The sequence below is a fragment of the Methylibium sp. Pch-M genome (assembly GCF_004136295.1).
Taxonomy (GTDB): domain Bacteria; phylum Pseudomonadota; class Gammaproteobacteria; order Burkholderiales; family Burkholderiaceae_C; genus Methylibium; species Methylibium petroleiphilum.
Genome location: NZ_CP029606.1, coordinates 815,353 through 837,253, shown reverse-complemented (window position 1 = coordinate 837,253; position 21,901 = coordinate 815,353). Strand labels below are relative to the sequence as shown.

The 21,901-nt window shown below is 68.1% G+C and carries 26 protein-coding genes; 23 read left to right on the top strand and 3 right to left on the bottom strand.

The genetic code is table 11. The features are described 5' to 3' along the window. Positions 1-2 precede the first annotated feature (2 nt). Positions 3-1,085 (top strand): TRAP transporter substrate-binding protein, encoded by a 1,083-nt coding sequence (locus C1M51_RS03960; RefSeq protein WP_129448334.1) that lies wholly within the window; start codon positions 3-5, stop codon positions 1,083-1,085. A gap of 3 nt (positions 1,086-1,088) precedes the next feature. Here C1M51_RS03960 and C1M51_RS03955 read toward each other — a convergent pair whose 3' ends face one another. Next, positions 1,089-2,594, bottom strand: a complete 1,506-nt coding sequence (locus tag C1M51_RS03955) for a TRAP transporter large permease subunit (RefSeq protein ID WP_129448333.1) — start codon at positions 2,592-2,594, stop codon at positions 1,089-1,091. After that, on the bottom strand, positions 2,591-3,130 hold the full coding sequence (locus C1M51_RS03950; RefSeq protein ID WP_129448332.1) for a TRAP transporter small permease subunit: 540 nt from the start codon (positions 3,128-3,130) through the stop codon (positions 2,591-2,593). The genes C1M51_RS03955 and C1M51_RS03950 overlap by 4 nt, the downstream gene beginning before the upstream one ends. 282 nt (positions 3,131-3,412) lie before the next feature. Here C1M51_RS03950 and C1M51_RS03945 point away from each other — a divergent pair, with 282 nt between their 5' ends. The 3 genes from C1M51_RS03945 to C1M51_RS03935 all read left to right on the top strand — a co-directional run bounded on the left by C1M51_RS03945 (position 3,413) and on the right by C1M51_RS03935 (position 5,421). Next, positions 3,413-3,670 (top strand): hypothetical protein, encoded by a 258-nt coding sequence (locus C1M51_RS03945; protein ID WP_129448331.1) that lies wholly within the window; start codon positions 3,413-3,415, stop codon positions 3,668-3,670. Between the two features lie 96 nt (positions 3,671-3,766). Beyond that, on the top strand, positions 3,767-4,618 hold the full coding sequence (locus tag C1M51_RS03940; RefSeq protein ID WP_242499961.1) for a DUF692 domain-containing protein: 852 nt from the start codon (positions 3,767-3,769) through the stop codon (positions 4,616-4,618). Continuing rightward, entirely contained in the window at positions 4,615-5,421 is an 807-nt protein-coding gene (locus C1M51_RS03935; RefSeq protein ID WP_129448329.1) for a DNA-binding domain-containing protein, read from the top strand. The genes C1M51_RS03940 and C1M51_RS03935 overlap by 4 nt, the downstream gene beginning before the upstream one ends. A 40-nt stretch (positions 5,422-5,461) precedes the next feature. Here C1M51_RS03935 and C1M51_RS03930 read toward each other — a convergent pair whose 3' ends face one another. Next, positions 5,462-6,628 (bottom strand): alpha-hydroxy acid oxidase, encoded by a 1,167-nt coding sequence (locus tag C1M51_RS03930; RefSeq protein ID WP_129448328.1) that lies wholly within the window; start codon positions 6,626-6,628, stop codon positions 5,462-5,464. 346 nt (positions 6,629-6,974) lie between these two features. On the opposite strand from C1M51_RS03930, the gene C1M51_RS03925 reads away from it, so the two are divergent. The 19 genes from C1M51_RS03925 to C1M51_RS03835 all read left to right on the top strand — a co-directional run bounded on the left by C1M51_RS03925 (position 6,975) and on the right by C1M51_RS03835 (position 21,899). Continuing rightward, positions 6,975-8,069, top strand: coding sequence for a hydrogenase small subunit (locus C1M51_RS03925; RefSeq protein ID WP_129448327.1), 1,095 nt, complete (start codon positions 6,975-6,977; stop codon positions 8,067-8,069). 29 nt (positions 8,070-8,098) lie between these two features. After that, positions 8,099-9,955 (top strand): nickel-dependent hydrogenase large subunit, encoded by a 1,857-nt coding sequence (locus tag C1M51_RS03920; RefSeq protein WP_129448326.1) that lies wholly within the window; start codon positions 8,099-8,101, stop codon positions 9,953-9,955. A gap of 43 nt (positions 9,956-9,998) precedes the next feature. Then, complete coding sequence (locus tag C1M51_RS03915; RefSeq protein WP_129448325.1) at positions 9,999-10,589, top strand: HupE/UreJ family protein; 591 nt, start codon at positions 9,999-10,001, stop codon at positions 10,587-10,589. A gap of 48 nt (positions 10,590-10,637) precedes the next feature. Continuing rightward, positions 10,638-11,372, top strand: a complete 735-nt coding sequence (gene cybH, locus C1M51_RS03910; protein ID WP_129448324.1) for a Ni/Fe-hydrogenase, b-type cytochrome subunit — start codon at positions 10,638-10,640, stop codon at positions 11,370-11,372. Between the two features lie 5 nt (positions 11,373-11,377). Then, positions 11,378-11,881, top strand: coding sequence for a HigA family addiction module antitoxin (locus C1M51_RS19215; RefSeq protein WP_242499960.1), 504 nt, complete (start codon positions 11,378-11,380; stop codon positions 11,879-11,881). A gap of 23 nt (positions 11,882-11,904) precedes the next feature. Beyond that, entirely contained in the window at positions 11,905-12,579 is a 675-nt protein-coding gene (locus tag C1M51_RS03900) for a HyaD/HybD family hydrogenase maturation endopeptidase (RefSeq protein WP_129448323.1), read from the top strand. Positions 12,580-12,589: 10 nt separating this feature from the next. Continuing rightward, positions 12,590-12,922, top strand: a complete 333-nt coding sequence (locus tag C1M51_RS03895; protein WP_129448322.1) for a HypC/HybG/HupF family hydrogenase formation chaperone — start codon at positions 12,590-12,592, stop codon at positions 12,920-12,922. Then, complete coding sequence (locus C1M51_RS03890) at positions 12,919-13,431, top strand: hydrogenase (RefSeq protein ID WP_129448321.1); 513 nt, start codon at positions 12,919-12,921, stop codon at positions 13,429-13,431. Before C1M51_RS03895 ends, C1M51_RS03890 begins: the two co-directional genes overlap by 4 nt. Before the next feature lie 25 nt (positions 13,432-13,456). Further along, positions 13,457-14,332 carry a hydrogenase expression/formation protein gene (locus tag C1M51_RS03885; protein ID WP_129448320.1) on the top strand — a complete coding sequence of 292 codons (876 nt, stop codon included), beginning with the start codon at positions 13,457-13,459 and terminating at the stop codon, positions 14,330-14,332. Positions 14,333-14,405: 73 nt separating this feature from the next. Then, positions 14,406-14,642, top strand: coding sequence for a rubredoxin (locus C1M51_RS03880; protein ID WP_036230946.1), 237 nt, complete (start codon positions 14,406-14,408; stop codon positions 14,640-14,642). A gap of 32 nt (positions 14,643-14,674) precedes the next feature. Further along, positions 14,675-15,190, top strand: a complete 516-nt coding sequence (hybE, locus tag C1M51_RS03875; RefSeq protein WP_207207797.1) for a [NiFe]-hydrogenase assembly chaperone HybE — start codon at positions 14,675-14,677, stop codon at positions 15,188-15,190. Beyond that, on the top strand, positions 15,187-16,353 hold the full coding sequence (locus C1M51_RS03870) for a hypothetical protein (RefSeq protein ID WP_207207796.1): 1,167 nt from the start codon (positions 15,187-15,189) through the stop codon (positions 16,351-16,353). Before hybE ends, C1M51_RS03870 begins: the two co-directional genes overlap by 4 nt. Then, on the top strand, positions 16,346-16,690 hold the full coding sequence (locus tag C1M51_RS03865; protein ID WP_129448318.1) for a hydrogenase maturation nickel metallochaperone HypA: 345 nt from the start codon (positions 16,346-16,348) through the stop codon (positions 16,688-16,690). The genes C1M51_RS03870 and C1M51_RS03865 overlap by 8 nt, the downstream gene beginning before the upstream one ends. A gap of 15 nt (positions 16,691-16,705) precedes the next feature. Continuing rightward, positions 16,706-17,749, top strand: a complete 1,044-nt coding sequence (hypB, locus tag C1M51_RS03860) for a hydrogenase nickel incorporation protein HypB (RefSeq protein ID WP_129448317.1) — start codon at positions 16,706-16,708, stop codon at positions 17,747-17,749. An 11-nt stretch (positions 17,750-17,760) separates the two neighbouring features. Then, a complete protein-coding gene (locus C1M51_RS03855; protein WP_129448316.1) occupies positions 17,761-18,918 on the top strand; it encodes a carbamoyltransferase HypF in 1,158 nt (385 codons plus the stop codon). Next, positions 18,909-19,154 carry a HypC/HybG/HupF family hydrogenase formation chaperone gene (locus C1M51_RS03850; protein ID WP_129448315.1) on the top strand — a complete coding sequence of 82 codons (246 nt, stop codon included), beginning with the start codon at positions 18,909-18,911 and terminating at the stop codon, positions 19,152-19,154. The genes C1M51_RS03855 and C1M51_RS03850 overlap by 10 nt, the downstream gene beginning before the upstream one ends. After that, a complete protein-coding gene (hypD, locus tag C1M51_RS03845) occupies positions 19,151-20,293 on the top strand; it encodes a hydrogenase formation protein HypD (RefSeq protein WP_129448314.1) in 1,143 nt (380 codons plus the stop codon). The genes C1M51_RS03850 and hypD overlap by 4 nt, the downstream gene beginning before the upstream one ends. Then, on the top strand, positions 20,290-21,345 hold the full coding sequence (gene hypE, locus C1M51_RS03840; protein ID WP_129448313.1) for a hydrogenase expression/formation protein HypE: 1,056 nt from the start codon (positions 20,290-20,292) through the stop codon (positions 21,343-21,345). Before hypD ends, hypE begins: the two co-directional genes overlap by 4 nt. A 23-nt stretch (positions 21,346-21,368) precedes the next feature. Beyond that, entirely contained in the window at positions 21,369-21,899 is a 531-nt protein-coding gene (locus C1M51_RS03835; RefSeq protein ID WP_129448312.1) for a hypothetical protein, read from the top strand. The last annotated feature ends 2 nt before the right edge of the window (positions 21,900-21,901 follow it).

Genomic DNA, 21,901 nt, shown 5'->3' with positions numbered 1-21,901 from the left:
TGATGCAACGCCGTTCCTTCGTGCAACGGGCCGGCCTGGCCGGAGTGCTGGCCTCGGGGGCCGCACCGGCGGTCGTGCACGCGCAGAGCACCCTGCGCTGGCGGCTGGCGTCGAGTTTCCCGAAGTCGCTCGACACGATCTTCGGCACGGCCGAGCTGTTCGCGAAGAAGGTCGGCGAGATGAGCGGTGGCCGATTCCAGATCTCGGTGCATGCGGCCGGCGAGCTGGTGCCGGCCTTCGGCGTGGTCGACGCGGTGCAGAACGCCACCGTCGACATCGCCCACACCGCGCCCTACTACTTCTACGGCAAGGACCCGACCTTCTGCCTCGGCTGTGCGGTGCCGTTCGGGCTGAACTCCCGCCAGATGTCCGCGTGGATGTACGACGGCAACGGCCTGAAGCTGATGCGCGAGTTCTACGCCAGGTACAACATCGTCAACTTCCCCGGCGGCAACACCGGTGCGCAGATGGGCGGCTGGTTCCGCAAGGAGATCAAGTCCATCGCCGACATCAAGGGGCTGAAGTTCCGCTGCAACCCGTTCGCCGGTCGCGTGCTCGAGCCCTTCGGCGTGGTGCCGCAGTCGCTGCCGGGCGGCGACATCTACCCGGCGCTGGAGAAGGGCACGATCGACGCGGCGGAATGGGTGGGACCCTACGACGACCTCAAGCTCGGCTTCAACAAGGTGGCGCCGAACTACTACTACCCGGGCTGGTGGGAGGGCGGGCCGCAGCTCGACTTCTTCATCAACAACAAGGCCTGGGAGGCGCTGACGCCCGACTACAAGTCGATGATCGAGGCCGCCGCGGCGCAGTCGCACATCGAGATGCAGGCGCGCTACGACGCGCGCAATCCGCCCGCGCTGAAGCAGCTGGTCGGCTCGGGCACCAAGCTCAAGCCCTTCCCGGCCGACGTGATGACCGCGGCGTTCAAGTCGGCCGAGCAGATCTACGCCGACCTGTCGGCCAAGAACCCGTCCTGGAAGAAGGTGTGGGAGGACTACGCGAAGTTCCGCGCCGAGCAGAACGTGTGGTTCCGCTTCACCGAGGCGACCTTCGACCGCTTCATGCAGTCGCAGAAGCTCTGAGCCTCAAGGGGCCGAGGCGGCCGGGTCTGCCACCGGCGGCCGGTCGCGGAACAGTTCGTCGAGGTCGGGCTCCGAGGCCGCCGTGTCGGACGGATCGATCGGCATCTCGATGCGGACCTTGTCGAGGTCGATCTTCTCTTCCTTGTCGAGGAAGACCGTGACCGTCTCCGGCACGAAGATCACGATCACCACCAGCAGCAGCTGCAGCGCGACCCAGGGCAGTGCGCCGAGGTAGATGTCGCGCGACGGCACCGGGCGGGGCAGCGTGCCGCTCTTGAACAGCGAGTCCGCGATGCCGCGCAGGTAGAACAGCGCGAAGCCGAACGGCGGGTGCATGAACGAGGTCTGCATGTTCACGCACAGCAGCACGCCGAACCACACCAGGTCGATGCCGAGCTTGTCGGCCACCGGCGCGAGCAGCGGCAGGATGATGAAGGCGATCTCGAAGAAGTCGAGGAAGAACGCCAGGAAGAAGATGAAGACGTTGACCGCGATCAGGAAGCCGATCTGGCCGCCGGGCAGGCCCGAGAGCATGTGCTCGACCCACTTGCCCCCGTCGACGCCCTGGAACACCAGCGAGAACACGCGCGAACCGATCAGGATGAACACCACCATCGCGGTGATGCGCATGGTGCCCGCCAGGGCGTCGCGCAGCAGCGGCCAGCTCAGGCGGCGGTGCAGGGCGGCCAGCAGGAAGGCCCCGACTGCGCCCATCGCACCGGCCTCGGTGGGCGTCGCGATCGCATGGTCCATGCCGGGCAGGCCGCCCATGCTGCCGAGCACCGCGAAGATCAGGACGGCCGACGGCACGATGCCGCGCAGGCACTTGATCCACAGCGCCCGGCCGCTCAGTGTGCGCGCTTCCTTCGGCACGCCGGGCACGGCGGCGGGGCGCAGACGGCTCAGCACGAAGGTATAGGCTGCGAACAGCAGCACCTGCAGGATGGCCGGACCCCAGGCGCCCTTGTACATGTCGCCCACCGGGCGGCCGAGCTGGTCGGCCATGACGATCAGCACCAGCGAGGGCGGCACCAGCTGCGTGATCGTGCCCGACGCGGCCAGCACGCCGGTGGAATAGCGCAGGTCGTAGCGGTAGCGCATCATCACCGGCAGCGAGATCATCGCCATCGCGATCACCTGGCCGGCCACGGTGCCGGTGATGGCGCCCAGCACGAAGCCGACGATGATCACCGAATAGCCCAGACCGCCGCGCACCGGACCGAAGAGCTGGCCCATCGAGTCGAGCATGTCCTCGGCGAGGCCGCACTTCTCGAGCACCGCGCCCATCAGCGTGAAGAAGGGGATGGCCAGCAGCAGGTCGTTGCTGAGGATGCCGAACACGTTGAGCGGCAGCGCCGACATGAACTCGGGCGGGAACCAGCCTGCCTCGATCGCGATGAAGCCGCACAGCAGACCATAGGCGGCGAGCGAGAAGGCCACCGGGAAGCCGATCAGCAGCACGACGATCAGCCCCGCGAACATCAGCGGGGCGAACTGCTCCATCGTCATTGCAGGGGGCGCTCGTAGTGCGTATGCATCTCGTGGCGATGCAGCAGCCAGCCGATGCGCTTGGCGATCTCGGCCAGCCCCTGCAGCGCGAGCAGCGCGAAGCCGAGCGGCAGCATCAGCATCGCCGGCCAGCGGATCAGGCCGCCGGCGTTGCCGGACATCTCGCCGCTCGTGTAGGTGCGCCAGAACAGCGGCAGCGACAGCCACAGCATCAGCAGCACGACGGGCATCAGGAAGGCGACGAGACCGAACAGGTCGACGAAGACCTTGCCGCGGCCGGACAGGCGGCCGTAGAACACGTCGACGCGCACATGCTCGTTGAGCCGCAGCACCTGCGACGCGCCCAGCATCACGCAGGCGGCGAACAGGTACCACTGGATCTCGAGCCAGGCGTTCGAGCTGTAGTCGAGCCCGTAGCGCACCAGCGCATTGCCGGCGCTGATCAGGCAACAGGCCAGCACGGCCCACTGGGCGAGCCAGGCGAAGCAGTCGTTGAGGACGTCGATCGGCGAAACGATTCGGGACAGGGCGCTCATCGGCGATCTCTCGGGTGACAGCGGCTCGTCAGGAAATCACGCAGGGTCGGTCACTGCGAGGCCGAGCGATTCTAGAGGGCCGAGGTGCGGGGTTTGCGCGTTTGCCCTGGCGGGCCGCGCTGCATCCGCCGTCGCCTGCGCTGCGTACAGGACTCCTGCGTGCCTGATTCGATGCCGGTGTAAGTAAACGCCGCCAGGTGCGACCGAAGAAGGCCAGTGCACGGGGTGCGACGACGTTCCCCGGCCTGCCGTTCCGCAACCATCCACCCGAAGGAGATCCACATGACGAATTTCAAGTCTGGTCTGGCGATTGCCAGCGCTGCCGCCGCCCTGTTTGCCATGGGCACGGTCAGCACCACGGTGCAGGCTGCCGACAACGGCCCGGTGCACTGCGCCGGTGTGAACAGCTGCAAGGGCACCTCGGAGTGCAAGACCGCCAGCAGCGCCTGCAAGGGGCAGAACACGTGCAAGGGCCAGGGCTGGGTCAGCAAGAAGTCCGCGAAGGAATGCACCGACGCCGGCGGGACCGTCGCGAAGTAGGCCCGACGGATGGGTCACGAGGTCCGCGCGTCGGCCTGGCCGATGCGCGGGCCTTCGTGCCTCTTGTGCGTCTTTGCACCCTCACCAATGAGCACCATGCTTCAAGGCTTCGGCCTGGGACTGCGTCCCGAACACTACGCGGCATTCGCCGAACGGCGGCCCGCGGTGGACTGGCTCGAGGTCATCTCGGAGAACTACATGCTGCCGGGCGGCGCGCCGCTGCAGCACCTGGACCGCCTGCGCCGCGACTACCCGATGGCGATGCACGGTGTGTCGCTGTCGATCGGCAGTGCCGACGACCTGGACCTCGAGTACCTGCGCGCGCTGAAGGTGCTGGCCGATCGCGTCGAGCCGGCTTGGATCTCCGACCATCTCTGCTGGACCGGTGTGGACCACCACAACCTGCACGACCTGATGCCCATGCCCTACACCGAGGCGGCCCTGCACCACCTGTGCGAGCGGGTGGCGCGCGTGCAGGATCACCTCGGGCGGCGCCTGCTGCTCGAGAACGTGTCGAGCTACGTGGCCTTCGAGGCCGACGAGATGAGCGAGTGGGTGTTCGTCGCCGAGCTCGCGCGGCGCGCCGACTGCGATCTGCTGCTCGACGTCAACAACGTCCACGTCAGCAGCGTGAACCACGGCTTCGACGCGCGGCGCTACATCGATGCCCTGCCGCGCGAGCGCGTGCGGCAGATCCATCTGGCCGGCCACGAGGACCATGGCAGCCACCTGATCGACACGCATGACCACCCGGTGTGCGACGCCGTGTGGACGCTGTACGACTACACGACGCGGCGGTTCGGCGCGGTGCCGACGATGATCGAGCGCGACGACCGCATCCCGCCCCTGGCCGAGCTGGTGGCCGAACTCGACGTGGCGCGGCAGGTTCAGGCCGGCGCGCTGTCCGCGGCGAAGGCCGGCCGTGACGTGCGCGAGATGGCGGCATGAACGCGGGCTCGCTGATCGAGCAGCAGCGGCGACTCAGCCGCGCCGTGGTCGAGGACGACTCCGCCGCGGCGACACCGGCCGACGGGCTGCTGCGGCCACGACCCGGCGGCTCGCTGTTGCCCATCTACCGCCACGCCTACCGTGCACGCCTGGTTGCCGCGCTGCGAGAGAACCACGAGGGACTGCCGCGGGTCATGGGCGACGAGGCCTTCGAGGCCTTGGCGCAGGCTTATCTGTCGGCGTGTCCGTCACGGCATCCGTCGATCCGCTGGTTCGGTGAGTCCCTGGCCGATTTCATGCAGGCTCGGCCGGAACTGGCGCCGCACCCGTCCCTGGCCGATCTGGCGCGCATGGAGTGGGCGTTGCGGATGGCTTTCGATGCCGCCGATGCCCTGCCGATCCGGGCGGAAGCGCTGCAGGCCCTCGATGCGCGGGCCTGGCCCGGTCTGCGTTTCTCGCTGTTGCCCAGCGCCCGGCTGGTGACGCTGCACTGGGCCGTCGAGCCGCTGTGGCGTGCGCTGCAGGCACAGGCGGCACAGCCAGCCGATGGCGAACCCGAACTGCCCGAACCGGAACCGCACGAACATGGCCTGCTGGCCTGGCGACCGGGCCTGGAGACGCGCTGGCGTTCGCTCGAAAGCCTGGAGACGGTGCTGTTGCGCGCGGTGTTCGATCGCCAGCCGTTCGCGGCGCTGTGCGCCCGTGCAGCCGCTGAGGTCGGCGAGGCCGATGCCGCCACGGCCGTCGTCACGGTCCTTCAGGGCTGGCTTGCCGAAGGCCTGATCGCGGCCGTGCAGGTCTGACCGGCACCCGTTGCCGTAGCGCGGGTTCGCCGCCGGGCGATCAGGCCGGCCCGCCCGCTCCTGGGTAGCTGCCCGGCACCAGGATCTCGCGCCCCACCCGTCTGATATCGGTGTGGCCGGTGAAGGCCATGGTGATGTCGAGCTCGTTGCGGATGATCTCGAGGGCGCGGGTCACGCCGGCCTGACCCATCGCGCCCAGCCCGTACAGGAAGGCCCGCCCGATCATCGTGCCGCGCGCCCCCAGGGCCACCGCCTTGAGCACGTCCTGGCCCGAGCGGATCCCCCCGTCCATCCACACCTCGATCCGCTCGCCCACCGCCTCGGCGATCGCCGGCAGCGCCGCGATCGAGGACGGCGCCCCGTCCAGCTGGCGCCCGCCGTGGTTCGACACCACGATCGCATCGGCCCCGCTGTCGGCCGCCAGCCGCGCGTCGGCCACCTCCATGATCCCCTTCAGGATCAGCCGGCCGCCCCAGCGCTGCTTGATCCACGCCACATCGTCCCAGCTCAGCCGCGGATCGAACTGCTCCTTCGTCCACGTCCCCAGCGAAGACATGTCGCTCACCCCCTTGGCATGCCCCACCAGATTGCCGAAGCTGTGGCGCCGCGTCCCGGCCATCCCCAGGCACCAGCGCGGCTTCATCGCCAGGTTGATCAGGTTCGCCAGCGTCGGCTTGGGCGGCGCCGTCATGCCGTTCTTCAGGTCCTTGTGGCGCTGCCCCAGCACCTGCAGGTCCAGCGTCAGCACCAGCGCCGAGCAGCGTGCCGCCTTGGCGCGCTCGATCAGCCGTTCCATGAAATCGCGGTCGCGCATCCAGTACAGCTGGAACCAGAACGGCGCCTTCGTGTGCGCGGCGATGTCCTCGATCGAGCAGATGCTCATGGTCGAGAGGGTGAAGGGCACCCCGAAGGCCTCGGCGGCGCGGGCGCCGAGGATCTCGCCGTCGGCGTGCTGCATGCCGGTCAGGCCGGTGGGGGCGATCACGACGGGCATGGCGCAGTCCTGGCCGGCCAGGGTGGTGCGCAGCGAGCGGCCCTCCATGTTCACGGCCACGCGCTGGCGCAGCAGGATGCGGGCGAAGTCGGCCTGGTTGGCGCGGTAGGTGCCCTCGGTCCAGGAGCCCGAGTCGGCGTAGTCGTAGAACATCCTCGGCACCCGGCGCTGGGCCAGCGCCCTCAGGTCTTCGATGCAGGTGATCACGGGCATGGGCAGACCTTCTTTTCGTTGGGCGACGAAGGGATTCTCTGACATCCGTGCCGCCGGTTTCCCGCAGCCGTCCGCTGGATCGGATGTTGTCATTGCAGATGATGGATTCAACTGCAAGAGCCGCTTCCACCGCTGTCGCGACCTTGGGGCATCCGTCGACTGTCCTCGCAAATAGTCCCAGTCGCGACAAGGACTTACGAGAGGCATTCGGGGTTTTCCCGTGAGCCGCGCGGAGTTGGCCCACGACTTGTGTTGTCTTGCCCACCCGGTGCGCCGGCCTGCTGTTGCCGCGGCGGGCCGGTCGCACGGTTCGATCACATCCAGTAGCAACCGGAGACCTCCCACGATGGAAACCTTTTATGAGGTGATGCGCCGCCAAGGCATTTCGCGTCGCAGCTTCCTGAAGTACTGCTCGCTCACGGCCACCTCGTTGGGGCTGGGTCCGGCCTTCGTGCCGCAGATCGCGCACGCCATGGAGAACAAGCCGCGCACGCCGGTGCTCTGGCTGCACGGTCTGGAATGCACCTGCTGCTCGGAGAGCTTCATCCGCTCAGCGCACCCGCTCGCGAAGGACGTGGTGCTGTCGATGATCTCGCTCGACTACGACGACACGCTGATGGCCGCCGCAGGCCATCAGGCCGAGGCGATCCTCGAGGAGATCATGACCAAGTACAAGGGCAACTACATCCTGGCCGTGGAGGGCAATCCTCCGCTGAACCAGGATGGCATGAGCTGCATCATCGGCGGCAAGCCCTTCATCGACCAGCTCAAGCACGTGGCCAAGGACGCCAAGGCCATCATCTCCTGGGGTTCGTGCGCCTCGTGGGGCTGTGTGCAGGCCGCCAAGCCCAATCCCACGCAAGCCACGCCGGTTCACAAGGTGATCTTCGACAAGCCCATCATCAAGGTGCCAGGCTGCCCGCCGATCGCCGAGGTGATGACCGGTGTGATCACCTACATGCTCACCTTCGACCGGTTGCCCGAGCTGGACCGCCAGGGCCGACCGAAGATGTTCTACAGCCAGCGCATCCACGACAAGTGCTACCGCCGGCCGCACTTCGATGCCGGTCAGTTCGTCGAGCACTTCGACGACGAATCGGCGCGCCGCGGCTACTGCCTCTACAAGGTCGGCTGCAAGGGCCCGACCACCTACAACGCGTGCTCGACCACGCGCTGGAACGAGGGCACCAGCTTCCCGATCCAGGCCGGCCACGGTTGCATCGGCTGCTCCGAAGACGGCTTCTGGGACAAGGGGTCGTTCTACGACCGCCTCACCGACATCCATCAGTTCGGCATCGAGGCCAACGCCGACCAGGTCGGTGGTGCCGCGGCCGGTGTGGTGGGCGCGGCCGCCGTCGCCCACGCCGCCGTGTCGGCGATCAAGCGCGCGACGCAGAAGACCGATTCGAAGACGAGCGAAACCTCCCGCGCCGGGCAGTGAAGCGCTGAGCACGAACAAAGGAACGACACATGGGTGCTTACGAAACTCAGGGCTTCAAGATGGACAACTCGGGCCGCCGCGTGGTGGTGGACCCGGTGACGCGCATCGAAGGCCACATGCGCTGCGAGGTCAACCTCGACAGCAACAACGTCATCCGCAACGCCGTCTCCACCGGCACGATGTGGCGTGGTCTGGAGGTCATTCTCAAGGGGCGCGATCCGCGCGACGCGTGGGCCTTCGTCGAGCGCATCTGCGGTGTCTGCACCGGCTGCCATGCGCTGACCTCGGTGCGTGCGGTGGAAGATGCGCTCGGGATCGTCATTCCGAAGAACGCCTACCTGATCCGCGAGATCATGGCGAAGACCTTGCAGGAGCACGATCACGCCGTCCACTTCTACCACCTGCATGCCCTCGACTGGGTCGATGTCGTGTCGGCGCTGAAGGCCGACCCGAAGAAGACTTCCGATCTCCAGCACCTGGTGTCGCCGAGTCACCCGATGTCGTCGCCGGGCTATTTCCGCGACATCCAGAACCGACTCAAGAAGTTCGTCGAGAGCGGCCAGCTCGGCCCGTTCATGAACGGCTACTGGGGCAACAAGGCCTATGTTCTGCCGCCCGAGGCCAACCTGATGGCCGTCACGCACTATCTCGAGGCGCTGGATCTGCAGAAGGAGTGGGTCAAGGTTCACACGGTCTTTGGCGGCAAGAACCCGCACCCGAACTATCTGGTCGGTGGCGTGCCCTGCGCGATCAACATCGACAAGGACGGCGCGGCCGGCGCGCCGGTGAACATGGAGCGCCTGAACTTCGTCGAGGCGCGCATCAAGGAGATGATCGAGTTCAATAACAACGTCTACATCCCGGACGTGTTGGCGATCGGCACCATCTACAAGCAGGCCGGCTGGCTCTACGGGGGTGGCCTGTCGGCGACCAACGTGATCGACTACGGCACCTACGAAAAGGTCATGGGCGATCACAGCACCCAGCAACTGCCGGGCGGTGCCATCCTCGACGGCAACTGGGACGTCATCCACCCGGTCGATCCGCGGGACCCCGAGCAGGTGCAGGAGTTCGTGCCGCACAGCTGGTACAAGTACGCCGACGAATCCAAGGGCCTGCATCCGTGGGACGGCGTCACCGAGCCGAACTACGTGCTCGGGGCCAACACCAAGGGCACGCGCACCAATATCCAGGAGCTCGACGAGAGCGCGAAGTACTCCTGGATCAAGTCGCCGCGCTGGCGCGGCCATGCGATGGAAGTCGGTCCGCTGTCTCGCTACATCCTGGGCTATGCCCACGCGAAGCAGGGGCACAAGTACTGCCAGCGCGTGAAGGAGCAGATCGACACCTCGGCCATGATCATCAACAGCGTCTATCCCAAGGCGCTGGGTCTGCCCGAGACGCAGTACAGCGCCAAGCAGTTGCTGCCCACCACGATCGGCCGCACGCTCGCGCGGGCGCTCGAGGCGCAGTACTGCGCGGAGATGATGCTCGAGGACTTCAAGGAGCTGGTCGCCAATATCAAGGCCGGCGACACCACCACGGCCAATGTCGAGAAGTGGGATCCGGCCACCTGGCCGAAGGAAGCCAAGGGCGTGGGCACCGTCGCGGCACCGCGCGGAACGCTGGGGCACTGGATCCGCATCAAGGACGGGCGGATCGAGAACTATCAGTGTGTCGTGCCGACCACCTGGAACGGCAGTCCGCGTGACAACAAGGGGCAGATCGGGGCCTTCGAGGCCAGCCTGATGAACACGCCGATGGCCAATCCCGAGCAACCGGTGGAAATCCTGCGCACGCTGCACTCCTTCGATCCCTGCCTGGCCTGCTCGACGCACGTGATGAGCCCCGACGGCCAGGAGCTCACCAGCGTCAAGGTGCGCTGACAGCACCGCCCCCACACCACCCCCGCATTCCGAGGAGAAACCCATGTCGAAGAGCATTTCCCTGCGGTTCGCGCTGACCAGCATGCTGCTGGCGGCGGCGACGGCCAGCCAGGCGCACACCGGTCACGGAGCGCATGGCCTGGCCGAAGGTCTGGCCCATCCCTTCCTGGGGCTGGACCATCTTCTGGCGATGGTCGCCGTGGGCCTGTGGTCGGCGATCGCGCTGCCCGTCGGTCGACGTCTGCTCGGACCGGGGGTGTTCCTTGCGACGCTGCTGATCGGCGCCCTGCTGTCGTGGGAGGGGGTGGCTTTGCCGGCGGTGGAGTCGAGCGTGGCGGCGAGTGTGGTGCTGCTGGGGGCCATGCTGTTCGCGGGTCGGCACGTGCCGACATCGCTCGGCCTCACGCTGATCGGTGCGGCGGCGCTGTTCCATGGCTATGCGCATGGCAGCGAGCTGGCGGTCGGTGCTTCGGCAGTGGCCTATGCCGCCGGTTTCATGGGGGCGACGACGCTGCTGCACGGCGTGGGCCTCGCCGCCGGCGTCGGTCTTCAGCGGCTGCCCGATCGGGTGGCTCGACTGGCGGCTACGGTGGTCGGCGGAGCCGGGGTGGTGATGCTCGCCGCCCGTCTTTGATCACGGTCGATCGAGTCGCATCACGCCAGCCCGAAGAGGAGACGATTCATGTCCGCCATACCCGCGAATAGTTCGAACGCCCCTGTCGAGGGCACCGACGCGCACGACCTCGTCCACGCGCAATCCATCAAGTCGGTCTACGTCTACGAAGTACCGGTGCGCATCTGGCACTGGATCAATGCGCTGGCCATCACCGTGCTGGCCATCACGGGCTACTTCATCGGCTCGCCCTTGCCGACCATGCCGGGAGAGGCCAGTGCCAATTACCTGATGGGCTACATCCGCTTCGCCCATTTCGCCGCCGGCTACCTGCTGGCCGTCGGTTTGCTCGGGCGTCTCTACTGGGCGGTGGTCGGAAACCACCACGCCCGCGAGTTGTTCTGGGTGCCGGTGTTCCAGCGCGCCTACTGGCTCGAGGTATGGGGCATGGTGAAGTGGTATGCCTTCGTGAGCACTCGGCCTGGCAAGTACGTGGGACACAACCCGTTGGCACGCTTCGCGATGTTCTTCATGTTCTTCCTGACGGCGGTGTTCATGGTCGTGACCGGATTCGCGCTGTACGGTGAAGGCGCGCAAGCGGGCTCCTGGGCCGACGTGATGTTCGGCTGGGTGATCCCGCTGTTCGGGCAGTCGCAGGACGTGCACACCTGGCATCACCTCGGGATGTGGTGGCTGATCGTGTTCGTCATCGTGCACGTGTACGCCGCCATCCGTGAAGACATCATGGGTCGATCGAGCGTGGTGAGCACGATGATCTCCGGCCACCGCACCTTCAAGGACTGACGGCCATGAGCCTGCAAGATCTGGTTCAGCGCAATGGCTGGGGCGCGACCCGGACGGTCGGCGCGGCGGCGGGCGAGCGGCTGGCATGGATCGGTCCAGTGCGGCACGTGCGCGCACCGGGCGGGTCGTCCGGTGCGGGCGATTTTTTCTCACGGGGGGCCGGGGCATCGGATCGTTCGTCGCGGTCCCTTGCGGCCACGACGATGCTGCTGCCACCCGGGGTGCCAGGCCGTGCTCCCTGGCATCCAGGGCGCTTTCTCCGGTGCAATTACCTGACCCCGCTCGGTCTCTCGCAGACCGAGGCGGCACGCCTGCTCGGCGTTTCGCGCCGGCGCCTGCACGAGATCGTGCATGGCCAGCGGGGTATCACGGCCGATACCGCCATCCGTTGCGCGCTGGTGTTCGGAACCGATGCGGCGTTCTGGCTCGCGTTGCAATCGGCCTGGGACAGCTTCCACACCTGGAAGTTGCTTCGCGTCCAGACCCGCCGCACCCGCGGCACTCACTGATTTTCTTGTTGGAGTCAACCCGCATGAGCGCTCATCCGTCTGCTGGCGACTGTCACGACCTAGGTGGCAACCCTGAGGCGGAGACGATCTGCGTCCTCGGCATAGGCAACGTCCTGTGGGCCGATGAAGGCTTCGGCGTGCGCTGCATCGAGGCCCTGCAGCGCCGCTACGAATTCGCGCCGCACGTGCAATTGATCGACGGCGGCACCCAGGGGCTCTACCTGATCCAGCACGTGCAGGCTGCGACGCGCTTGCTGATCTTCGATGCCATCGATTACGGGCTGACGCCCGGCACGCTGAAGCTGGTCGAGAACGACGACGTGCCGCGCTTCATGGGGGCAAAGAAGATGAGCCTGCACCAGACCGGCTTCCAGGAGGTGCTGATGCTGGCGCTGCTGACGGAGCAGTACCCGAAGCAGGTGCTGCTGATTGGTTGCCAGCCTGAAGAGCTGGAGGACTACGGCGGCAGCCTGAGGCCGCGCGTCAAGCAGGCGCTGGAGGACGCGCTCGCGCATGGGGTCGACACGCTGCGCCAATGGGGCGCGAGGCCCGTGCCGCGCACCGCGCCGCTGGGCGAGCACGAGTCGGTGACCTTCTCGGAGCTCGATATCGGCCGCTACGAAGAGCAGCGCCCCCCGGAAGAACTTGCGTGCCGCGTCGGCGACGAACGCTTCTTCCCGCCGGTCGTCCCGAACTGATAGCGCCGCCATGTGCATCGGACTTCCCATGCAGGTATTGAGCGTCGAGCCCGGTCACGCACAGTGCCGCGGCCGGGGCGAGGCTCGCCGTGTCCGGACAGCGCTGGTGGGCGACGTCGCACCCGGTGACTGGCTGCTCGTGTTCATCGACAGCGCTCAGGAGCGTCTGACGACCGAGCGTGCCCGAGAGATCGGCGCCACGCTCGATCTGCTCGAAGCGGTGATGCACGGCGATGCCGCCGACGGTGACGCCGCCTTTGCCCTGCCGTCGCGCATGAACCAGGACGAAGTCCTTGCTTTGGCGGGGGCGGCATCCAGCCCCACATTGGAGAAATCACCATGAGTACCGATACGTCGAGCCACGAAACCCTGGTGAAGCTGCCCGTGCAGCCGCCCAAGACCACCATGGCCGTCCCCGAGACGTCGCCGCTGATCGAGCGGCTCGTCAGCGTCCACGGCGCGTCGTGGGTGGACGAGACCAGCATCGGTGACTGGGCTGCGCAGGGAGGGGATCGCGTCGTGCTGTTCGCCGGCGATCCGGTCCGCTTTCCCGAAGGGCTGGACGTGGCGGTCGTGCTGCCGGAACTGCAACGCAGCTTTCCGGGGCGTTTCGTCGTCGGCGTCGTGCCGCGACAGAGCGAGGAAGCCGTGGCTCGCCGCTACGGTTCACAGCGCTGGCCGACGCTGCTGTTCCTGCGGGATGGCCAGTACGTGACCACGATCTCCGGCATGCTCGATTGGGACGATTACGTCGAACGCGTCAAGCAGGCGCTGGCCATGCCGACCTCGCGTGCGCCGACCATCGGCATCCCGGTGGTCAGTGCCGGATCCTCCGGTTCGTCGTGCCATTGAAACAACCCTTTCACGGAAGCACCTCATGAAAGACTTTCCGATACCGGTCGTGGGCATAGGCGTTGGCCCGGGCAGCCAGCCCGAGGAGGACGAGAGCCTCCAGTACATGCCGATGCCGCAGGGCATGGAGACCTTCCGCCCGCCGATTCTTCCCGAGCCCGAGGAGATCGCCGCGCGAGAGCAGGCGCACCGTGCTTTGCGCGAGGCCTTGACGGCCCTCGACGACGCGCGCCGCAACGGCGGCAACCGCAGCGTCGACCTGCTGGGACTGCCGGCCGCGGACCTGCAGCTCGTCAACCAGGTGCTCGGCGAGGGCGAGGTGAGTGCGCTGGTCAAGAGCGACGGCGATGCGAGCCATGAGCTGCGCGTGCAGGAGGCGGTCTTTGCCGGCGTGTGGCGCGTGGTCCGCTCGATGGATGGTCAGGTCATGTCGGACGTCATCGAACTCGGTCCCGTGCCGCAGGCGCTGAAGGCGGCCGCACGCGACGATGTCTGGGCCCAGGTGCCGCGCTGGACCGGCGACCTGCCCCCCAATGTGCAGAACGCACCCTCCTTGCTGGCCGAGATCGAGGATCAGTGGCGCATCTGGCGTCCTGGTCAGGCGGCCCACGTCGTCAACCTCACGCTGCTCCCGATGTCGACCGAAGACATCGGCTTCCTCGATCACCATCTCGGCACGGGCCGGGTGCTGATCCTGTCACGCGGCTATGGCAACTGCCGCATCACCAACACCCGCATGCCCAATTGCTGGCGCGTCGTGTACTACAACTCGCAGGACGTGGTCATCCTCAACACCGTCGAAGTCGTCGAGCTGCCCGAGGTGGCCCAGGCCGCCAAGGAAGATCTCGACGATTCGCATGAGCGTCTGAGGGAAGTGCTGGAGTGGGTGGAGCAGGCATGAGAAGAACGGCGTGCCCCGACCCGGCGGCCCTGCAGGCCGCCGAGTGCGCCGCTGTCGTGTGCGGAGCGAGACCGTGAACTCCAGCAGCCCGCCGCGTTTCGAAGGCAGCTACCTCGGCAACAGTGCCCGCCTGCCGGCCGGCGCGCGACTCGAATGCAAGATCTGCTGGTGGGTCTACGACCCCGCGCTCGGCGATCCCGTCTGGCAGATCGACCCCGGCACGTCCTTCTCGGATCTGCCGCCGCACTGGCGATGCCCGCAGTGCGACGGGGATGCCGAGCAATTCATGGTGCTCGACGGCACCACCTGATCATGATCGCAGCGCCGTCTCCTGCTGCCGCGTTGTCGCAGCGCGTCTGCGATCTCGTGGACCTGTTCCGCGGTATCGAGCGCGATCGCATGGCCGGCGTGCCGGTCCTGAACCCGGCGTTGCAGGTGGAAGCGGTGGGCTTCGAGCCGGCGTTCGATCCGACGGTCGTCGAGCCGGCATCCGGCAGCGACTTGGAGGCGATGGAGGCGGTCGGCATCCTCGTCACCCCCTGGTTCATGAATCTCGTCGTGGTGCCGCTGGGGCGCCATGACGACGTCGCCAGCGTCGGGGTCGCCCGAACGCGCCCCGTCGGCAGCGAGAACTTCGACTTCATCGGCGGCCACGAGCCGGCCTTCGGTTCCTACGCTGCCTGCTCGCTGTTTTCCCCGATGTTCGAGTTCGTCGACCAGGCGTCGGCCGTGGCCACCGCGCGCGCCGTGCTCACGACCTTGCGCGTGCCGGTTGCTGCCCTCGAGCAGACCCCTTCGCCTGCTCGCCGATCCTTCCTGCTTGGTCGTTCGTCGGCGGCGGCCAGGGGGGGCCGGTGAGTGCGGCACGGCTTGCCGACCTGGGCGGCGCCCTGCTGGTGCGGCCGGGTCGGCCGCGACCGCACAACCTGGTCAGTACCCGCCCGGACCTGACCGAGCTGCTGACCCGCGGCAAGCCCGCCGCCGGGTTGGCCGACATCCTGGGCAGCCTGTACAGCCTGTGCGGTCATGCACACCGCCTGTGCGCGCAGCGCGCGGTGGCTGTGGCGCGCGGCGAGGACGAAGCGGACGAACATGGAGCCGCGAGCGCGCTGCAACTCGGCAGCCTTCGCGAGCACCTGCGCCGCCTGTGCATGGACTGGCCCCGGCAGCTGGCGGTCTCGTCGCGTCGCGAGGCGCTCGCCGCCCAGGCGATGAACGAGCTCCAGCAGTGCCCGGCATTCGTCGTTCCCTCGCTTTCCTCGAACTCGACGGCAGGAGAGGCGCTTCCCGGATTGCTCGACTGGTTGCAGCGCGCTGTCCTGCGCATGCCCGCGCCGCGATGGCTTGCTGCGTGGGAGCGTGATCCGCAGGCGTGTTTGGGCGAATGGGCGGGCGAGGGTGAAGGGTGGCTCGCCGAGCTGTTCATGGGGATGCCTGCGGTCGCCGACCGTGTGCTGGACACGGCCGATCTCCAACCTCACGCGAGCGCGGCCACTCTGCGCGAGCTTGCCGACACCCTGCAAGAGAGTCCCGCTTTCGTTCGTCAGCCGCGCTGGCGAGGCGCCTGCGCGGACACCGGACCGTGGAACCGCCTGAACCAATCCGCTGGACAACACCTCGCTAGCCCCAGCCTGCGCCTCGGTGCACGCCTGGCCGAGGCCGTGCGCCTGGCCTTGCCCGACGAGGCGCGGCGCAGCGGTGCCCAATGGCTCGCGAGCGGCAGCCTGGCGCTCGGCCCAGGGGAAGCCCTGGCCTGGGCGGAAATGGCGCGCGGCCTGCTGGTCCACCATGTGCGCCTCGACAACCGAGGCGATGCCGCCCGCGTCGATGCGTGCCGCGTGCTTGCCCCCACGGAATGGAACTTCCATCCCGCCGGTGCGCTGGCTGCAGCGCTGGAGCGCCTGTCCGCCGAGGTCACTCCGGCGCGCCAGCACGAAGTCGCCCTCCTCATGGCAGCCTACGATCCGTGTGTACCCTATGAGATCGAACCGGCCTGGCTGGAGGAGGCCGCCCATGCATGAAGCCAGTCTGGCCGGCGGCATCCTGAAGCTCGTCGAAGACGCCGCGCAGCGCGAGGGTTTTCGGCGCGTGACGGTCCTGCGCATGGAAGCCGGGCGGCTGGCCGGTGTCGAGGTGCGCGCGTTGCAGTTCGCGCTGGAGTCGCTGGCGCCGGGAACCTGCCTGCAGGATGCGGAGTTCGAGATCGAGGAGCCGCTCGGCCAAGCCTGGTGCCTCCACTGCAGCCAGACGGTCGAGATCACCCAGCGCGGCGATGCCTGCCCGGTGTGCGGCAGCTACCAGGTGCAGCCTACCGGGGGCACCGAACTGCGGGTGCTCGACATGTTGGTCGACGATTAGACGGAAGGAGCGAACATGTGTGTCGTTTGTGGTTGTGCCGGGTCCGAGGATCCGAAGGCGGCGGGGCCTGCCGAAGAGGCCGGGTCCTTGCAGCATCGCGGTGCCGTGCCGAATCCCTCCGGCTCGCACGTTCAAGTCGATCCCCTGCATGGCGACCTGCATTACGGCGCCGGCGCCGCACGCGTCTCGGTGCCCGGCATGAGCCAGGCGCGCGCGATCAAGCTCGAGACCGACATCCTCGGCGAGAACAACCGCATCGCGCGGCGCAATCGCCAGCACTTCGAGGCACATGGCGTGACGGCACTGAATCTGGTGTCCAGTCCCGGCTCCGGCAAGACCACCCTGCTGTGCGCCACCATCCAGGCGCTGCGCCGGCGACATCCCGGGCTGTCGGTGTCGGTCATCGAGGGCGACCAGCAGACCAGCTTCGACGCCGAGCGCATCCGTGCGACCGGAGCGCCGGCCATCCAGGTCAACACCGGCAAGGGCTGCCACCTCGATGCGCCGATGGTGGCGGATGCCTTCTCCCGGTTGCACACGCACGACCATCACGCAGACCACCACCACGCGCATCATCACGACGCGCGCAGCCTGCTGTTCATCGAGAACGTCGGCAACCTCGTCTGCCCCGCGGTGTGGGATCTGGGCGAGGCCGCCAAGGTGGCCATCCTCTCGGTGACCGAAGGCGAGGACAAGCCACTCAAGTACCCTGACATGTTCGCGGTCGCCTCGTTGATGGTGCTGAACAAGATCGACCTGCTGCCGCACTTGCACTTCGACGTCCAGCGCTGCATCCAGGCGGCCCGGCGCGTCAACCCGGCCATCGAGGTGATTCAGCTGTCGGCCACCAGCGGGGCCGGCATGGACGACTGGCTGCACTGGCTGGAGCATGCGATGTCGCCGGTCGATGCTCATGATCACCATCATCACCATCACCATCATGAGCCGGCGTCCCCGGCTCGCTCCGAAGGTCCGGATACCGAGGCCGCGCTGCGTCGGCGCGTGGCCGAGCTCGAAGCCGCGCTCGCTGCCTCTGCAGGGGCGGCAACGTCAGATTGAACGGCTGCATCGTGCCAAACGACCTGCCCACCGTACTGGCCGCCGGCGCCTGGCTGAAGAATGCCGCGTGCCTGCTCGAGGGCGGCGTGCCGGTCTGGTCGGCGTTGCACGGTGACCTGGGCGAACCGGGGGCCTGCTGCGCGCTCGATGCCTCAGTGCAGTCGCTGCTGCGCCGACCCGGCGGGCCGGTGGCTGCGATCGCGCACGACCTGCACCCCGATTTCTACAGCACCCGCCTGGCGGTGTCGCTGGCCGCGGAGCTGGGGGTTCCCGCGATCGGCGTCCAGCACCACCACGCCCACATCGCGGCGGTGATGGCCGAGCATGGCGTCGACGAGGCGGTCGTTGGCCTGGCGCTGGACGGCGTCGGCCTGGGCACCGACGGCACCGCCTGGGGCGGTGAACTGCTGTGGGTCGACACCACCGAATGGCAACGCCTCGGCGGCCTCTGGCCGCTGGCACTGCCGGGCGGCGATGTGGCGGCGCGCGAGCCCTGGCGGATGGCTGCGTCGGCGCTGCACGCGCTGGGCCGTGGGGGCGAGATCGGCGAGCGCTTCGCCGGCGCCGTGGGCGCGAGTGCAGCGCGCCTCGTGCAGCAGTTGCTCGTCGGCAGCTTCAACTGCCCTCCGACCAGCAGCGCCGGGCGCTGGTTCGACGCCGCCGCCGCTGCGTTGGGGCTGAGCGTCCGCCAGGCCCACGAGGCCGAGGCCGCGATCGCGCTGGAGCAACAGGCGCGCGCGTGGATCGCGGCGCACGGCCGGCCGGCGCGGGCGGACATCGTCGATGCGAGCCGGATCGATCGCCTCGACCTGCGCCCCTTGCTGGCGCGATTGCTCGATCACGGTGATGCCGCTGGCGGGGTGCCCGCCGAGGCCGCCTGGTTCCATGTGGCACTGGCCGAGGCGCTGGCCGAGTGGGCCGGTGCGGCAGCGCGGGCGAGTGGCGCGCGCACCGTGTGCCTGGGCGGTGGCTGCTTCTGCAACGCGGTGCTCACCGAGCACGTCACCGCCGGCCTGCAGCGGCAGGGCCTGACGGTGCTGAAGCCGCAGGCCCATACCTGCGGCGATGCGGCGCTCGCGCTCGGGCAGGCCTGGGTGGCCGCTCACCAGCTGCATGCCTGTGGCCGACCCCTTTCCATCGAAGTCAACGAGAGCCTCTCATGTGCCTAGCCATCCCCGCCAAGCTGATCGAACTCAAGCCCGCCGACCAGGCCGTGGTCGACCTCGGCGGCATTCGCAAGGAGATCTCCGTGGCCCTGCTGCCCGGCGTGGCCGTCGGTGACTACGTGATCGTGCACGTCGGACATGCCATCGGGCAGATCGATCCGGCGGAAGCCGAGCGCACGCTCGCGATGTTCGGTGAGGTCGCCCGTTTGCCGGCCTCCTCGGGAGCCGCGCTGTCATGAAGTACATCGACGAGTTTCGCGACGGCGGCGTCGCCCTGAAGATCGCCGAGCGGCTGCGCCAGGAGGTTCGTCCGAACCGCAGCTACAGCTTCATGGAGTTCTGCGGCGGCCACACCCACGCCATCTCGCGCTATGGCGTCAGCGAACTGCTGCCGGCCAATGTGCGCATGGTGCACGGTCCGGGCTGCCCGGTCTGCGTGCTGCCGATCGGCCGCATCGACCTGGCGATCAAGCTCGCACTCGAGCACGGCGCCATCGTCTGTACCTACGGCGACACGATGCGCGTGCCGGCATCCGACGGCCTGTCGCTGGTGCGTGCCAAGGCGCGTGGCGGCGACATCCGCATGGTGTACTCGGCGGCCGACGCGCTCCAGATCGCGCGCCAGAACCCGCAGCGAGAGGTGGTGTTCTTCGCGATCGGCTTCGAGACGACCACGCCGCCCACGGCCCTGGCGATCCGCGACGCCCACAAGGAGGGGCTGACCAATTTCAGTGTGCTGTGCTGTCACGTGCTCACGCCGTCGGCGATCACGCACATCCTCGAGTCGCCCGAAGTGCGGCAGTTCGGCACTGTGCCGATCGATGGCTTCGTGGGGCCGGCCCACGTCAGCATCGTGATCGGTTCCGGGCCCTATGAGCACTTCGCGCAGGAGTACCGCAAGCCGGTGGTCATCGCCGGCTTCGAGCCACTCGACGTGATGCAGGCGGTGCTGATGCTCGTGCGCCAGGTGAACGAAGGGCGTGCCGAGGTGGAGAACGAGTTCACCCGTGCGGTCAACCGCGACGGCAACCTCAATGCGCAGGCGCTGGTGTCCGACATCTTCGAGCTGCGGCCGAGTTTCGAGTGGCGTGGCCTCGGTGAAGTGCCGTACAGCGCGCTCAAGATCCGCCCCGGCTTTGCGGCCTTCGATGCCGAGCGGCGCTTCCGGCTCGGCTACCAGCCGGTGGCCGACAACAAGGCCTGCGAATGCGGCGCCATCCTGCGCGGCGTGAAGAAGCCGACCGACTGCAAGATCTTCGGCACGGTGTGCACGCCGGAGAATCCGGTAGGGTCCTGCATGGTGTCCAGCGAGGGGGCCTGCGCGGCGCACTACTCCTACGGGCGGTTCAAGGACATTGCGATCGTGGCGGCAGTATGAGCATTGTCAAGAAGGACTACATCCGGCCGCTCGACATCAAGAACGGCCGCATCGACATGGGGCATGGCGCCGGCGGGCGCGCGGCGATGCAGCTGATCGAGGAGCTCTTCCTCGCGGCCTTCGACAACGACTACCTGCGCCAGGGCGACGACGGCGCGGCGTTCGCCATCCCCCAGGGCGAGCGCATGGTGATGGCGGTCGACGGCCACGTGGTGTCGCCGCTGTTCTTCCCGGGCGGCGACGTGGGCTGCCTCAGCGTGCACGGCACGATCAACGACGTGGCGATGTCCGGCGCACGGCCGCTCTATCTGGCCGCCAGCTTCATCCTCGAGGAGGGCTTCCCGCTCGCCGATCTCAAGCGCATCGTCGAGTCGATGGCCGCTGCGGCGCGCGAGGCCGGTGTCCCGGTGATCACCGGCGACACCAAGGTCGTGGAGCAGGGCAAGGGCGATGGCGTCTTCATCAGCACCACCGGCGTCGGCGTGGTGCCGGTCGGTGTCGACGTCTCCGGCAGGAACGCGCGCCCAGGCGACGTGCTGCTGCTGTCCGGCACGATCGGCGAGCACGGCGTCGCGGTGCTGTCGCAGCGCGAGTCGCTCGAGTTCGAGACCACGATCCGCTCCGACACCGCGGCGCTGCACACCCTGGTGGCCGCGATGCTGCAGGCCGCGCCGAAGGGCGTGCGGGTGCTGCGCGACCCCACGCGCGGCGGCCTGGCCACGACGCTCAACGAGATCGCGCGCCAGTCCGGTGTCGGCATGCTGCTGCAGGAGGACGCGATCCCGGTGCTGCCGCAGGTCGATGCGGCCTGCGAACTGCTGGGTCTGGACCCGCTGTACATCGCCAATGAAGGCAAGCTGGTGGCCGCCTGCGCGCCCGAGGCGGCCGAGGTGGTGCTGGCGGCGATGCGCGCGCATCCGCTGGGCGCGCAGGCTGCGCGCATCGGCAGCGTCGTCGAAGACCCCCACCGTTTCGTTCAGATGGACACCCGCTTCGGCGGGCGCCGCGTCGTCGACTGGTTGAGCGGAGAGCAGTTGCCGCGCATTTGCTGACACCTCCGCATAGAGAGGCTGCGATGGACGATCCCGGGGACCGCGTGTACCGCAAGACCGATCGGGGCATGGAGGAAGTGAGGTTGCGGTCGGGGGGGCTGTCGGCGCGATCGCGCACGGCGCTGATCCTCGTCAACGGGGTCGATTCGCTCGTCGCACTGCGCGCCAAGATCGGCCCCGATGCCGACGCGCTCGTCGAAGCGCTCGCGGACCAGGGCCATGTGGAGCCGGTGGCGCCGCCGGCGCGGCGGGTCGCCGACAGCCCCGGCCCGCAGCCCCTGCCGGTGGACATCGCGGTGGAATCCGTCGCACCACGCGAGGCCGAGATGTCTGCCGCCGAGGTGCGCGAGCGCCTGGCGCCGCTGCGCCGCGAGGCGCTGGCGCGGCTCGCTCCGCACTACGGCCCTGACGCCGTGGTCGTGGCCGGCCCGCTGCTGGAGGCCGCCACCCTCGAGGACTATTGCAAGGCGCTGGAGGCGCTGGAGTCCAAGGTGTCCGTCAACCTCGGGCGCAAGCAGGCCATCAAGCTGCTGGCGGGGCTGAAGCCCGACTGATC

Coding starts and splice junctions, on each gene's coding strand:
- hypE (WP_129448313.1), top strand. CDS start 20,290: ATGAGCATTGTCAAGAAGGACTACATCCGGCCGCTCGACATCAAGAAC.
- C1M51_RS03895 (WP_129448322.1), top strand. CDS start 12,590: ATGTGCATCGGACTTCCCATGCAGGTATTGAGCGTCGAGCCCGGTCAC.
- C1M51_RS19215 (WP_242499960.1), top strand. CDS start 11,378: ATGAGCCTGCAAGATCTGGTTCAGCGCAATGGCTGGGGCGCGACCCGG.
- C1M51_RS03925 (WP_129448327.1), top strand. CDS start 6,975: ATGGAAACCTTTTATGAGGTGATGCGCCGCCAAGGCATTTCGCGTCGC.
- C1M51_RS03950 (WP_129448332.1), bottom strand. CDS start 3,130: ATGAGCGCCCTGTCCCGAATCGTTTCGCCGATCGACGTCCTCAACGAC.
- cybH (WP_129448324.1), top strand. CDS start 10,638: ATGTCCGCCATACCCGCGAATAGTTCGAACGCCCCTGTCGAGGGCACC.
- C1M51_RS03865 (WP_129448318.1), top strand. CDS start 16,346: ATGCATGAAGCCAGTCTGGCCGGCGGCATCCTGAAGCTCGTCGAAGAC.
- hypD (WP_129448314.1), top strand. CDS start 19,151: ATGAAGTACATCGACGAGTTTCGCGACGGCGGCGTCGCCCTGAAGATC.
- C1M51_RS03890 (WP_129448321.1), top strand. CDS start 12,919: ATGAGTACCGATACGTCGAGCCACGAAACCCTGGTGAAGCTGCCCGTG.
- C1M51_RS03920 (WP_129448326.1), top strand. CDS start 8,099: ATGGGTGCTTACGAAACTCAGGGCTTCAAGATGGACAACTCGGGCCGC.
- C1M51_RS03835 (WP_129448312.1), top strand. CDS start 21,369: ATGGACGATCCCGGGGACCGCGTGTACCGCAAGACCGATCGGGGCATG.
- C1M51_RS03850 (WP_129448315.1), top strand. CDS start 18,909: ATGTGCCTAGCCATCCCCGCCAAGCTGATCGAACTCAAGCCCGCCGAC.
- C1M51_RS03915 (WP_129448325.1), top strand. CDS start 9,999: ATGTCGAAGAGCATTTCCCTGCGGTTCGCGCTGACCAGCATGCTGCTG.
- C1M51_RS03955 (WP_129448333.1), bottom strand. CDS start 2,594: ATGACGATGGAGCAGTTCGCCCCGCTGATGTTCGCGGGGCTGATCGTC.
- C1M51_RS03960 (WP_129448334.1), top strand. CDS start 3: ATGCAACGCCGTTCCTTCGTGCAACGGGCCGGCCTGGCCGGAGTGCTG.
- hypB (WP_129448317.1), top strand. CDS start 16,706: ATGTGTGTCGTTTGTGGTTGTGCCGGGTCCGAGGATCCGAAGGCGGCG.
- C1M51_RS03930 (WP_129448328.1), bottom strand. CDS start 6,628: ATGCCCGTGATCACCTGCATCGAAGACCTGAGGGCGCTGGCCCAGCGC.
- C1M51_RS03885 (WP_129448320.1), top strand. CDS start 13,457: ATGAAAGACTTTCCGATACCGGTCGTGGGCATAGGCGTTGGCCCGGGC.
- C1M51_RS03945 (WP_129448331.1), top strand. CDS start 3,413: ATGACGAATTTCAAGTCTGGTCTGGCGATTGCCAGCGCTGCCGCCGCC.
- C1M51_RS03935 (WP_129448329.1), top strand. CDS start 4,615: ATGAACGCGGGCTCGCTGATCGAGCAGCAGCGGCGACTCAGCCGCGCC.
- C1M51_RS03900 (WP_129448323.1), top strand. CDS start 11,905: ATGAGCGCTCATCCGTCTGCTGGCGACTGTCACGACCTAGGTGGCAAC.
- C1M51_RS03940 (WP_242499961.1), top strand. CDS start 3,767: ATGCTTCAAGGCTTCGGCCTGGGACTGCGTCCCGAACACTACGCGGCA.